The following is a 12804-nucleotide window of genomic DNA, read 5'->3' as shown; positions in this document are numbered from 1 at the left end:
AGCGCCCGGGGCTGACCGCGGGCGCTCGCTCTCTGCGACGATGCGTGGGTGCGTCACCGCTTCGAGTGCCCGGTCCGCTGGGCCGACCTGGACCCCCTCGGCCACGTGAACAACGTCGTGTACGTCGACTACCTCCAGGAGGCCCGGGTCGACATGATGCGCACGCACGCGCTCGACCCGCGTGGGGGAGATCTCGCGGAGGCCGCGGTCGTCACCCGGTCCGAGGTCTCCTACCTGGCACCGCTGACCTTCCGGTTCCGCCCGGTCAGCATCGAGTGCTGGGTGACCCTCGTCCGGGCCGCCTCCTTCACCGTGGCCTACGAGGTCTTCGACGAGCACGAGGACGGCACCCGCACCACCTACCTGCGAGCCTCCACCGCGCTGACGCCGTACGTCTTTGCCGGCGAGCATCCCCGCCGGCTCACCCCGGAGGAGCGGGTGGTGCTCGAACGGCTCCTGGAACCGGCCGACGCGCCGACCCCGGCAGCGCTGGCCGGCGCACCCGACGGCCGCGGGCACCACTACCCCCTGCGGGTCCGCTTCTCCGACGTCGACGTCTACGGCCACGTCAACAACGTGAAGTACTTCGAGTTCTTCCAGGAGGGCCGGGTGGCGCTGATGGCCGGGCTCCGCCGGCGCCTGCCCCCCGGTACCCCGCACGGCCAGGTAGTCGTCGCCCGGACCGATGTGGAGTACCGGGTGCCCCTGCTGTTCCGCCCCGAGCCCTACGACCTCTGGTCGCGGGTGAGTCACGTCGGAACCACCTCCATGGTCGTCGAGGCGGAGATCAGGGATCGTGGAGCCGTGCAGTCCCGCGCCCGGGTGGTGCTGGTCTTCTGGGACCGCCGGACGCAGCGGAAGAGCGCCCCGCCCCCCGAGGTGCGGGCGCTGCTCCTCGCCGAGCAGGCGGCGACGGCTACTCCAGGGTGTTGATCATGAACTGTGCGGCGTGAGTGACGTACTCCCAGAACTGCGCGTCCTGGTCCGGCGGGAGCCCGGCCGCGTCCAGGCCCGCCCTGAAGTGGGCCAGCCAGTGCTCCTTCGCCTCGGGCGTGACCTGGTAGGGCGCGTGCCGCATGCGCAGCCGGGGATGCCCCCGAGTGTCGGAGTAGGTGGTGGGGCCACCCCAGTACTGCGCCAGGAACAGGGTGAGCCGCTCGGCGGCGGGGCCGAGATCCTCCTCCGGGTACATCGGCCGGAGAAGCTCGTCAGAGGCGACGCCCTCGTAGAACCGCTCCACGATGGTTCGGATCGTCTCGAGTCCGCCGATCTCGCTGTAGAAGGTGCTCACCGGACCATTGTGCCGAGCGCCGGATGACCAGCCGCGGGCGGCATGGAAGACTCGTCGGACCAGAACCCTCGCCGCAAGGAGTGACCTGCATGAGCACCACGCGCACCGCCACGACCCGCTGGGAAGGCAGCCTCGCCGAGGGCACCGGCCAGGTGACGATGGCCTCCTCGGGGATCGGCACCTTCGAGGTGACCTGGCCCTCCCGTGCCGAGGAGCCGCAGGGTCGGACCAGCCCCGAGGAGCTGATCGCCGCGGCGCACTCCGCCTGCTTCTCGATGGCGCTCTCCGCTGGGCTGGGCCGGGCAGGGACCCCGCCCACCTCCCTGGACACCCGCGCCGAGGTCACGTTCGTCCCCGGCACCGGGATCACCGGGATCCACCTGACCGTCGCGGGGGTGGTGGAGGGCATCAGCGCCGACGACTTCGCCGCCGCCGCCGAGGCCGCCAAGGCGGGCTGCCCGGTGAGCCAGGCGCTTACCGGCACGACCATCACCCTCTCGGCCGTGCTGGCCGGCTGACCCGCCGGCCCTCAGGAGTCCTCCGCGGGGCCGGGCCCCGCTGAGGGCGCCTGCCAGGCCACCCGGGGGGAGACCGGCATCTCGATCCCGGCCTGGTCGAAGCGTGCCTTGATCCGGGCCCGCATCTCCCGTGCCACCCGCCACTGCTCCATCGGTGCGGTCTTCAGCGTGACCCGGATGGTCACCCCCTCCGGCGTCATCGCCTCCACCCCCCACACCTCGGGCTCCTCGATCACGACCCCGGCGAAGCCCTCGTCGGTCCACAGGTCGTGGGCAACCTCCAGCAGGAGCCCGCGGACCCGCGCGAGGTCCTCGCGGTAGGACACCACGACGTCGAGGACCGACCGCGCCCAGTTCTGGCTCTGGTTGCCCACCCGGAGGATCTCGCCGTTGCGGACGTACCACACCGTGCCGTTCACGTCGCGCAGGCGGGTGACCCGCAGCGTCACGGCCTCGACGGTCCCGCTCGCCTCGCCCAGGTCGACCACGTCGCCCACGCCGTACTGGTCCTCGGCGAAGAGGAAGAGGCCCGACAGGTAGTCCTTCACCAGAGACTGGGCGCCGAACCCGAGGGCGATGCCGATGATGCCGGCGCTGGCGATGATCGGCCCCACGTTGACGAACTCGCTGAGGATCATCGTGCCGATCACCGCGACCAGCACGCCGCTGATGATGCTCTTGAACAGGGTGCCCATGGTGCGCACGCGCTGCACCCGCCGGGTCGACCCGGCATCGCTCAACGAGCCGATCCGGTCCGGCAGCACGCCGGACTCGGTCCTGCGCACGACCCGGTCCACCAGCCGGTAGAGCACCCAGCGCAGCACGAAGCCGAGCACGAGGAGACCGAGGATGGTCAGCGGTCTGCCCAGCGTGAGGTCACGGACGTCGTCCCAGGACATGGGCCCAGTATGTCGGGGCACGGGGGTCGTGACCCCGCCCCGGGGCCGATATCCTGCGGGAGTGACGACGCACACCACGACGCCCGCACGCCGCGCCCTGCGCGCCGCCGCCCTGCTGACCCCCGCCGCTCTCACCCTGCTCGCGGCCACGCCCGCGTTGGCCAACACGCCTGAGGGTTGGAGCAACCCCGAGCCGGTGAGCGGCCTGGACCGGCTCCTGGTGTGGGTGGTCTACCCGCTGGTGGTGATCGGCGTGGTCGTGCTGCTCGCCTCCCTGCCGCGGCTGGTCCACTCGGCCCAGCGGGCACCCGGCGTCACCGAGCCCGCCCCGGCGTACGACGACGAGTCCGCCCTGGACGAGCTGCTCGGGGCGCCGACCCCGGCCGAGCTCGACACCCCCGGTGAGGGTGGGTCGGCCACCCACTGAGGGGAGACCGGTCGGCCACCCGCGGAGCTGGCAGAACCGGGCAACCGGCCGCCGCCGATGCGGCCCGGCCACCACCAATCGTTGTCGGATCGCGATCATCGAAGCGTCGGTCGGCGTGGACCCCGGACGGCCGACCCGGGTAAGTTGCCCGGCGGAAGCGACCCGGCGAGCGGCCGGGCCACCAACCCGGAGGGTGGATGTGAAACTCAACAAGCTCTGGCGCAAGCGGGCCCTTGGTGTCCTCGCTGCGGGTGCCATGATCGGCACCCTCGCGGCCTGCGGCAACGATTCCGAGGACGGCAACGGCGACGGCGGAGGAGGGGGTGCAGCGGGGGCGCCGTGGATCCTCGGCACGACCGACGCCGTGACGTCGGTGGACCCGGCCGGTTCCTACGACTTCGGTTCGTGGAACATCCAGTACAACATCTTCCAGCAGCTCATGACGGTGCCCGCGAACGGCACTGACCCGGTGCCCGACGCCGCCGACTGCGCGTACGACGACCCGCAGACCATCACCTGCACGCTGAAGGACGGCCTGACCTTCTCCAACGGGGACGAGCTCACCTCCTCCGACGTGCTGTTCTCGTTCCAGCGCAACATCGAGATCGCCGATCCCAACGGCTCCTCGGTGCTGCTCGGCTCGATCAGCAACGGCGACGAGAAGAACCCGGGCCTGGCCGACGGCGCCATCGAGACGCCGGACGACTCCACGGTGGTGTTCCACCTGAACCAGCCGGACCAGACGTTCATGCAGATCCTGACCTCCGCGACCACCTCGATCGTCGACGAGGAGACCTTCCCGGCCGACGACAAGCTGGCCGACGACGACACGGAGAACATGATCGGCTCGGGGTCGTTCGTGCTGAGCCAGTACAAGGCCGGCGAGCAGGCGGTCTTCGAGGCCAACGAGAGCTACACCGGTGACAAGACGCCGCAGAGCAGCCAGGTGTTCGTGCAGTACTTCAACGACGCCGCGCCGCTCAAGACCGCCGTCGAGTCCGGACAGGTCGACATCGCCTGGCGCACGCTCAGCCCGACCGACCTGAACTCGATCGAGGAGAACGGCAAGGCCGAGGTCATCCGGGGCAACGGCTCGGAGTTCCGTTACTGGGTCTGGCAGTTCTCGACCGAGGCCGGCAAGAACAAGGCGATCCGCCAGTCCGTGGCCCAGCTGATCGACCGCCAGGCCATCTCCGACAACGCCTACGACGGGAGCGTCACGCCGGCGTACTCGATCGTCCCGCCCGGCTTCGCCGGCCAGAAGGACTCGTTCAAGGAGAAGTACGGCGAGCCCGATGTCGACGCGGCCAAGGGGATCCTCGAGGCCGCCGGTGTGAAGACCCCGGTCAAGCTGAAGCTCGGCTACCCGCCGGAGCACTACGGCCCCAACACCGTGGACGAGGCCAACGAGCTGGCCGACCAGCTGAACTCCAGCGGCCTGTTCGACGTGACCGTCGACGACGCGGCGTGGGAGGAGTACCAGACCATCTACAAGGAGGGCGCCTACGACCTCTTCATCCTCGGCTGGTACCCCGACTTCCTGGACGCCGACAACTACCTGTCGCCGTTCGTGCGTGACGGCGGGTTCTTCGCCAACGGCTACTCCAACGAGAAGGTCAACCAGCTCCTCGACCAGGAGATCGGTGAGACCGACGACGCCGCGCGTGCCGAGCAGATCGGTCAGCTGCAGGACATTGTGGCCGAGGACGTCCCGCTGATCCCCTCGTGGAACGGGCAGAACGTCGCCGTGGCGAACTCGGCGATGGAGGGGGTCAAGGACACCCTTGACCCGACCTACATCTTCCGCTTCTGGATGATCAACAAGAACGGCTGAGCGGCCGACCCTGGCCGTCAGTGCAACCCTGATCGGGGGAGGACGCCCACCTCTGGGTGTGGCGTCTTCCCCCGATGCTGTTCAATGCCACAAGACCCACCGGGCCGCGAGGTCCGTCAGCCGGAGAACCAGGAGGTCCCCGCGTGAAGTCGGGCTCGGGATCCCTGTCCCGCTACCTGTTGGTCCGGATGCTCCTCGTCGTCCCGATGATGTGGGTCGTCCTCACGGTCATCTTCTTCCTGCTCCGAGTGGCTCCCGGGGACCCGGTCAGCGCGGCCTTCGGGGGGCGTCTGGACGAGGATGCGCTCAACGTGCGGCGCGCCGCGCTCGGGCTGGACCGGCCGTTGGTCGTCCAGTACCTCGAGTACCTCGGTGACGTGGCCCGCCTGGACTTCGGCAACACCATCTCCGACAACCGTCCGGTGCTCGACGTGATCCGGGACCAGGGCGGGGCGACTCTCACGCTCACGCTGGGCGCCTTCCTGTTCGCTCTGCTCATCGGGCTTCCGCTGGGCCGCCTCGCAGGGCGCCACCGCGACAGCGGGGCGGATGCCACCATCCGCATCTTCGGGGTCGTCTCCTACGCCGCGCCGATCTTCTGGGTCGGCATCATGCTGGTGCTGCTCGTGGTGAAGTTCTTCCCCGGGTGGCCGACCTACGACATCGCCTCCACCGTCACGAAGTTCACCGTCCAGCCCAGGACCCACATCCTGCTCGTCGACGCGTTCCTGTCCGGGAACGGCGCGGCCGTGACCGACGTCTTGAAGCACCACGTCCTCCCGTGCGTGACCCTGGGACTGCTCCTCTCCGGCGTGATCATCCGCCTGGTGCGCATCAACGTGATCCAGGCGATGAAGGGCGACTACGTCGAGGCGGCCCGGGCCCGCGGCATCCCGGAGCGGCGCGTCGTACGCCGCCACGCGTTCCGCAACGCGCTCGTCCCCGTCATCACCGTGATCGGCCTGCAGGTCGCGTTGACCCTCGGGGGCGCGGTGCTCACCGAGCGCACCTTCAACTGGCCCGGGATCGGCACCGAGCTCATCCAGTACATCAATGCGCGCGACTACATCGCGCTCCAAGGCCTGGTGACGTTCTTCGCGCTGATCGTGGTGATCGTCAGCGTGCTGGTCGACATCCTCAACGCACTGGTCGACCCGAGGGTGAGGTACTGACGTGCGCGGGTTCCTCTCGACGATCTGGAACACCAAGGGCCTCGCCCGATGGATCCTCCTCGGCGGTGCGGTGGTGACCGTCGTCTTCCTCGTGTTCGCGCTGTTCGCGCCGTGGATCGCCCCGTTCGACTTCAACCAGACCCGTGACGCCTCGGGCGCGAAGTTCCCCAAGCTGCAGTCCCCGTCGTCGGCTCACTGGCTCGGCACCAACGACCAGTTCTTCGACATCTTCTCCCGCGTGGTCTGGGGGGCGAGGACCGCGCTCGAGGTGGTCGTGATCTCGGTGCTGGTCGCCGCACTGATCGGCCTGCCGCTCGGCCTGGTGTCCGGGTTCGTGGGCGGATGGGTCGACCGGGTGCTCGTCTTCGTGATGGACGCCCTGTACACGATCCCGTCCCTGCTGCTGGCGATCATCTTCGCCTTCCTCCTGCGAGACGCGCTGGGCGGCAGCATCGTGGCGGTCGCCCTCGCGCTGGCGGCGATCTACGTCCCGCAGTACTACCGGGTCGTGCGCAGCACGACCGTGTCGGCCCGTGAGTCCACCTACATCGAGGCCGCACGTGCGATCGGGGCGAAGCCCACGACGATCATCCGCAAGTACCTGTTCGGCAACGTGGTGCAGTCCGTGCCGGTGATCGGCACACTCAACGCCGCCGACGCGCTGGGCACCCTCGCCGCCCTGGGCTTCCTCGGGCTCGGCATCCAGCCGACGGAGGCGTCCGAGTGGGGCTACGACCTGAGCCGGGCCCTCGATGACGCCCAGGCCGGGGTGTGGTGGCCGGCCCTGTGGCCGGGGCTGGCGATCATCCTGCTGATCACGGCGTTGACCCTCGTCGGGGAAGGCCTCAACGAGACCCTGAACCCCGCCCTGCGCCGTCGCCGGCTGCTGCCTGTGAGGTTCCCCGCAAGAGCAGCTCCCCAGGACCCCCCAGAGATCGCCGAGACAGCGAAGTGAGCCGACCCCGATGATGGACCTGATCGACGACCAGGCGGCGCCGGTCGTGCCGTCCGACCCTGTGCTGGAGGTGCGAGACCTGAGGGTCTGGTACGGCACGGAGCGGGGCCCCGTCCGGGCCGTCGACGGGGTCAGCTTCGACCTCCACGAGGGCGAGATCCTCGGCGTGGTGGGTGAGTCGGGCTGCGGGAAGTCGACCTTGGGTCGCGGCCTCATCGGCCTGCTGCCCGACGGCAGCAGCCGCGACGGCACGCTGCGCTTCCGCGGCACCGACATGCTGGCGCTCAGACCGAAGGAGCAGCACGCCATGCGCGGGCGCGACCTCGGCATGATCTTCCAGGAGCCGCTGACCCGGCTGAACCCCCTCATGCGGATCAGCGAGCACTTCGCCGAGACGCTGAAGACCCACGACAGGTCGATCAGCAAGGCCGAGATCGAGCGCCGCTCCCTCGAGGCGCTCCGGGTGATGGGCATCCCCCCCACCCGCTACCACGCCTACCCCCACGAGTTCTCCGGGGGGATGCGCCAGCGGCTGATGATCGCGCTCACCCTGGTCCTCCGCCCCGCCTTCGTGGTGGCCGACGAGCCCACCACGGCGTTGGACGTCCTCGTCGAGGCGCAGATCATCCGGATCCTGCACGACCTGCGGACCAACTACCGCACTGCACTGTTGCTGATCACCCACAACCTGGGCATCGTGGCCGAGGCGTGCGACCGCGTGGCCGTGATGTACGCCGGCGAGATCGTGGAGATCGGTGCAGCCCGGGAGGTGTTCTCACACCCGCAGCACCCGTACACCCGCGAGCTGCTGCGCTCGACCATCTCGCTGTCCACCACAGGCCTGAACTACATCGACGGGGCACCGCCCGACCTCGTGGAGCCGCCCTCGGGTTGCCACTTCCACCCCCGCTGCCCCGACGCGATGAAGATCTGCGCCGCTCGCCACCCGGTCTCGCGGATGCATGCGGGAGGCAGCCTGGCATCCTGCTGGGCCGCAGACGTGCGCGCAGGCATCCTTGCCACAGTGCCGGCGGCCGAGCTGGAGCCGCTGCCCCGAGAGGAGATCGGCGTTGCCGACGAAGCCTGATCAGGGGGCCCGGACGCCGGCCGCCCGCGCCGAGAACGTGCTGGACGTCAACGACCTGGCGGTGCACTTCCAGCTGCAGGGTGGTGCCCTGTCCCGGCTGCTCGGGCTGAAGTCGCGCAGCGTCAAGGCGGTCGACGGCGTGACGCTGACGCTCCGCCGCGGCGAGGTGCTGGGGCTGGTGGGCGAGTCCGGCAGCGGCAAGACCACCCTCGGCCGGGCCCTGCTCGGCCTGGTACCGGCGACCGGTGGCTCGATCACCTACCACGGCCGGGAGCGAGGTGACCGGCTCGTCTCCCAGATGCGCGGGGCCGAGCTGCGCCGGCTGCGCACCGACCTCCAGATGGTCTTCCAGGACCCGCACGCTGCCCTGAACCCCTCGATGACCATGGAGGTGGCCATCGGGCATCCGCTGGTGATCCATGGCATCGCCTCGGGCGCGGAGCTGAGACAGCGCGTCGAGGAGGCCCTGGAGCGGGTGGGGCTGTCGCCGGTCGAGAGGTTCCTCGGCAAGTACCCCTCCGACCTCTCCGGAGGCCAGAAGCAGCGGGCCGTCATCGCGCGAGCCATCATCCTCCAACCAGAGGTGCTCGTGGCCGACGAACCCGTGTCCATGCTCGACATGAGCGTGCGAGCCAAGATCCTCCAGCTGATGCTGGACCTCAAGCGGGACCTCGGGCTCACCTACGTCTACATCACCCACGACCTCGCGACCGCGAAGTACTTCTGCGACCGCATCGCGATCATGTACCTCGGCCGGGTGGTGGAGATCGGCGCGACCGACGAGATCTTCGCCCACCCGCGACATCCCTACACCAAGGCGTTGCTGAAGGCGATCCCCGAGCCGGACCCGGACAAGCAGGTGCCTCGCGACCTGCCGCGTGGCGAGATCCCGGATGCCGCGGAGCCCCCGCTGGGCTGTGCCTTCCACCCGCGCTGCCCCGAGGCTGTCGCAGGCTGCGGCTGGGAGTCCCGCGACCTCCGGGCACTGCTCGAGGAGCACTGGACGCGCAAGGTGGAAGCCTACGACGACGAGCTGGAGCTGATCGGGGACCTCGACGGCCTCAGCACACCGTCGACGACCGCGAAGCTCGGCTCCGGTGGCGCAGGCGCGGTCCGTGCCCTGCTGGACCGGATCCGCACCGAGAGCCCCGACGAGCCGCTGTGGCGGGGTGTCACCGGCATCGACCCGGCGGGCAACGGCGTCGAGGTGCACTTCCGGCCGGCCGACGCGCCCGCCCTGCGTCGGGCCGGGTCGGTGGACGTCGCCTGCGTGCTCTACCCGGAGGTGCCGGGCGCGGGGTCGTGAGCACTGCGAGCGCCGGCTCTTCTGTGCCGCTGACCCGTGCACCGAGGGCCGCGTGGGCGGAGCCGCTCCCAGCGCCCCTGTCCTCAGTCCCACAGGGCCACCGCGACGGCGGTGGCGTACTCCTGGCAGTGCGACAGGGACACCTGGAGGTCAGGGCGCGGAGCGCGCTCCGCTGCGGTCAAGGACCCCGAGAGGCGGATCTGCGGAGCCCCTGACGCGTCGTGCCGGACCTCGATCTCCCGCCAGGGGATCGGCCCGTCCCACGACCACCGCAGGCACTTCAGGACTGCCTCCTTGGCCGCCAGCCTGGCCGCGTAGTGCAGGGCGGGCTGTGACCGGCTCGAGCAGTAGCTGATCTCGTCGGGTGTGAACCAGCGCTCGACGAACCCGCGCCGCTCGATCAGTCGTGCCACTCGGGCCACCTGGACGATGTCGGTGCCGGTGCGGAGGTCCACCGGGTCACTGCGCCTTTCCGGCCGACTGCTGGACGAGATCGAGCAGGTCGGCGGCGGCGACCTGCGAGGCCGCGGCGTTGAGGTGACCCTCGTCCGTGGCGTAGCCGGAGTACAGGGCGAAGTAGTCCTGACCGTCGTACGTGCCGGTGACCCGGTCGCCTTGGGGTGTCGTGGACTCGAAGGCGGCGAGGTCGAAGAGCCGTCCGCTGCCGTACTCGTCGCGGAACATCTGGTTCAGCTGTTCACGTGCGACGTTGTCCGCGGCAGGGTTGTCGGCCCCGAGGAGCGACTTGATCCTCGTCTTCAGGCCGGGCTGCGTGGTCAACGGCGTGGTCATGTGCAGGAAGGTCACGTCCGGGTAGTCGCGTTCGAGGGCAGAGAGCGTGTCCCGGTACCGGGCGAACAGCGACTGCACGTCCGTGCCCGCGGTCACGTCCAGGTAGCAGAACTTCATGAAGGCCACGTCGACGTCGTCGGCGACGCCGCTCCGCAGCATGCTGTCGAACTCCTCGATCTTGCCCACCGGGTCACCGTTCTGTCCGATGAAGGTGTGGGTGAACTGAGCCTGTGAACCACTGGGCACGACGGCCCGCTGCCCGGAGCTCGGGGCGGGCAGCTCCACGATCTGGGGAGCCGGCGACCCGCTGGCGGCGTACAGGGCCGGAATGGCGCTCAGGAGGTTCCAGCCGACTGACTGGTGGGCGAAGAACACCCGTGGACCGGGCTCCTGGAGCTGGCTGGAGCCGGCTCCGGGAGGGAAGTCGCTCAATGTCACTTGGGCACGACCTTGGCTCTTGGCGAACAGCGCCCCGGCGGCGATCGCACAGCCCAGGGCGGCGACGACCGAGACGAGGCGGTATCGAGATCGAGTAGTCATTTCATGCTCCGGGGGTGTCTTGGCTCGCGACCGACAGCTGCCGGACGAGTTCGCGGACCTGTGTCTTGGCGACCTTCCCGTTGGCGTTGAGCGGGATCGCGTCGACCACGTGGACGGTCTTGGGCACCATGTGCTTAGGGAGCTGCTGCCTGGTGAACGTGAGGATGTCGTCGGCGGTCGTGCCAGAGCCGGGCGCGAGTGTCACCACGAGGGTCACCGCCTCTCCGGCGTCCTCGTCGGGGACGCCCACCGCGGCCGCTGACACCAGGTCCCTCAGCTTCAGTGCGGCAGCCTCGACCTCCTGGCTGGAGATCCGGTGCCCCCACGACTTGATGAAGTCGTCGACCCGGTCGACGATGTAGATGAAGCCGTCCTCGTCCACGGTGGCGAGGTCGCCGGTGCGCAGCTCGCCCGCTGGGAACTTGCTCTCGGACGCCTGTGGCTCGTCGAGGTACCCGGGTGAAATGTTGGCGCCGCACGCGAAGATCTCACCGGTCTCTCCCGGAGCGACCGGGCGCCCGCTCTCGTCCTGGACGCGCAGCGAGACGCCGGGGATTCCTTTGCCGATGGAGCCGAGCTTCTCGAGCACCAGCTCGGGAGGCAGGTAGGAGAGCCTGGCGGTCGCTTCGGTCTGTCCGTACATGACGAACAGACTCGCGGACGGCTGAGCTTCGACGAGCTCCTCGATCAGGACCGGTGAGAGCTTGCCGCCGGCCTGCTGGATCAGACGCAGCGAGGGCAGCTCCCGGGTTCGGAAGCTGCTGGCACGCAGCAGCATCTGGAAGGTGGAAGGGACACCGGCGAAGCCCGTGCACCTCTCACACTCGACCAGGTCGAGCGCCACCTCGGGGAAGACGAAGCTGTTGCAGAGCGCGACGCTCCCGCCCACGCGCAGGTGAGTATGCAGGAGGGAGAGCCCGTAGCAGTAGAAGAAGGGGAGGACCACGAGCATCCGGTCGGCCCGCTGGAGTCCGAGGTAGGTGATGATGGAGTCCGTGTTCGCCACGATGTTGCGGTGAGTGAGCCGGACGACCTTCGCGGCTGCCGTGGTGCCCGAGGTGAACAGCAGCAGCGCGTCCGCGTCGAGGTCGGCGGCAGCCGGGGTCGGCCAGTCTGCGGTGGGTCCCTCCAGGTACTCGTCGGTCAGCACCGGCAGCCTCCCGTCGAAGGAGTCACCGAAGCGCTTGAGGTAGCGGCGGTCGATGAAGGCGGCGCGGCAGTCGACACGTTCGGCCTGGTCGCGGATGCTCGCGGGGGAGAGCTTATCCGACAGGGGCACTGCGACGTACCCCCGCAAGCTGGCGAGGTAGGCGGCGGCCCAGAAGAAGGAGTTCGGCCCCAAGATGGCGATCCGCGAGCCGGGCGGAACTCCTTCCGCGACGAGCCCGTTGGCAAGCTTCGCCCCGGCTGCGGAGAGGTCGGCGTAGGAGAAGCGGCGCCCGGCGTCGAGGATGGCCGGGTCCTCCGGGGAGCCGGCCTCCAGCAGGTACTCGGCGGCGTTCCCACGCTCACACTGCTGTTCGCCGTCGGTCCGGCCCACCACGCCGAGGCCGTCAGCTTCGTGCAGAGCCTTCATCCCAACCCCATCCCCCAGTAGAGCACCCCAGGTGGATGGTACCCCGGAGGTCGATGGGCTCCGGTTCCCAGCGGCGCCGTCGCTCCTCGAGCGGCGGGAGCGGTCTGGACCACGCAAGCAAGCAATGCGCCGCGAGATCACCGCGGCTTAGCGTCGGCCCAGCCCCAGGAGCCCACCGGTCCGCGTGGTGGGGGTCAGGGTCACCCAGCGCCGTCCCGGCGCTGGGCGGCCAGCGCCCGCACCATGTCGGACCGACCCTCGCGCACGTAGCGCTTGGCGGCCGGGTTGGCGGTCGAGGAGTCCAGCCACTCCTCGAGACGGCGGACCGTCTCTTCGGACACCAGCGGCATCGGGAACATCCCCTCCAGAGCCGTCGAGGCGCGCTGGGTCCCCTTCTCCTCCCAGAT

Annotated in this window: 14 protein-coding genes; 8 read left to right on the top strand and 6 right to left on the bottom strand. The window is 69.7% G+C overall.

The window, feature by feature from the left end:
* Positions 1-48: 48 nt before the first annotated feature.
* Positions 49-933 (top strand): acyl-CoA thioesterase, encoded by an 885-nt coding sequence (locus PLP61_RS01790; protein WP_324499787.1) that lies wholly within the window; start codon positions 49-51, stop codon positions 931-933.
* Here PLP61_RS01790 and PLP61_RS01785 read toward each other — a convergent pair.
* The gene (locus PLP61_RS01785) at positions 917-1291 is read right to left on the bottom strand and encodes a globin (protein WP_324499785.1); all 375 of its coding nucleotides are present in this window, start codon (positions 1289-1291) and stop codon (positions 917-919) included. The genes PLP61_RS01790 and PLP61_RS01785 overlap by 17 nt on opposite strands.
* Before the next feature lie 89 nt (positions 1292-1380).
* Here PLP61_RS01785 and PLP61_RS01780 point away from each other — a divergent pair, with 89 nt between their 5' ends.
* Positions 1381-1809, top strand: a complete 429-nt coding sequence (locus tag PLP61_RS01780) for an OsmC family peroxiredoxin (RefSeq protein ID WP_324499783.1) — start codon at positions 1381-1383, stop codon at positions 1807-1809.
* Positions 1810-1820: 11 nt separating this feature from the next.
* Here the strand turns inward: PLP61_RS01780 and PLP61_RS01775 are convergent, their stop codons facing one another.
* Positions 1821-2708: a mechanosensitive ion channel family protein gene (locus PLP61_RS01775; RefSeq protein ID WP_324499781.1), complete on the bottom strand. Its 888-nt coding sequence runs from the start codon at positions 2706-2708 to the stop codon at positions 1821-1823.
* 61 nt (positions 2709-2769) lie between these two features.
* Here PLP61_RS01775 and PLP61_RS01770 point away from each other — a divergent pair, with 61 nt between their 5' ends.
* From PLP61_RS01770 to PLP61_RS01745, 6 genes are all read left to right on the top strand, one after another.
* Entirely contained in the window at positions 2770-3135 is a 366-nt protein-coding gene (locus PLP61_RS01770) for a hypothetical protein (protein ID WP_324499779.1), read from the top strand.
* Positions 3136-3334: 199 nt separating this feature from the next.
* On the top strand, positions 3335-4969 hold the full coding sequence (locus PLP61_RS01765) for an ABC transporter substrate-binding protein (RefSeq protein WP_324499777.1): 1635 nt from the start codon (positions 3335-3337) through the stop codon (positions 4967-4969).
* A gap of 143 nt (positions 4970-5112) precedes the next feature.
* Positions 5113-6141 carry an ABC transporter permease gene (locus tag PLP61_RS01760; protein ID WP_324499775.1) on the top strand — a complete coding sequence of 343 codons (1029 nt, stop codon included), beginning with the start codon at positions 5113-5115 and terminating at the stop codon, positions 6139-6141.
* Position 6142: 1 nt separating this feature from the next.
* A complete protein-coding gene (locus tag PLP61_RS01755; protein WP_324499773.1) occupies positions 6143-7096 on the top strand; it encodes an ABC transporter permease in 954 nt (317 codons plus the stop codon).
* A gap of 10 nt (positions 7097-7106) precedes the next feature.
* Complete coding sequence (locus tag PLP61_RS01750) at positions 7107-8183, top strand: ABC transporter ATP-binding protein (RefSeq protein ID WP_324499771.1); 1077 nt, start codon at positions 7107-7109, stop codon at positions 8181-8183.
* A complete protein-coding gene (locus tag PLP61_RS01745; RefSeq protein WP_324499769.1) occupies positions 8167-9489 on the top strand; it encodes an ABC transporter ATP-binding protein in 1323 nt (440 codons plus the stop codon). The genes PLP61_RS01750 and PLP61_RS01745 overlap by 17 nt, the downstream gene beginning before the upstream one ends.
* Positions 9490-9572: 83 nt before the next feature.
* Here PLP61_RS01745 and acpS read toward each other — a convergent pair whose 3' ends face one another.
* The 4 genes from acpS to PLP61_RS01725 all read right to left on the bottom strand — a co-directional run.
* Positions 9573-9944 carry a holo-ACP synthase gene (gene acpS / locus PLP61_RS01740; RefSeq protein WP_324499767.1) on the bottom strand — a complete coding sequence of 124 codons (372 nt, stop codon included), beginning with the start codon at positions 9942-9944 and terminating at the stop codon, positions 9573-9575.
* 4 nt (positions 9945-9948) lie between these two features.
* Positions 9949-10713, bottom strand: coding sequence for a hypothetical protein (locus PLP61_RS01735; protein WP_324499765.1), 765 nt, complete (start codon positions 10711-10713; stop codon positions 9949-9951).
* Positions 10714-10822: 109 nt separating this feature from the next.
* A complete protein-coding gene (locus PLP61_RS01730) occupies positions 10823-12397 on the bottom strand; it encodes a class I adenylate-forming enzyme family protein (protein WP_324499763.1) in 1575 nt (524 codons plus the stop codon).
* A gap of 200 nt (positions 12398-12597) precedes the next feature.
* On the bottom strand, positions 12598-12804 hold a 207-nt coding region (locus PLP61_RS01725), incomplete at its 5' end, for a hypothetical protein (RefSeq protein ID WP_324499761.1).

This window comes from Nocardioides sp., assembly GCF_035429765.1.
Lineage (GTDB): Bacteria > Actinomycetota > Actinomycetes > Propionibacteriales > Nocardioidaceae > Nocardioides.
Note: the sequence above shows the minus strand (reverse complement) of the source record. Positions and strands in the feature narration are given on the sequence as shown.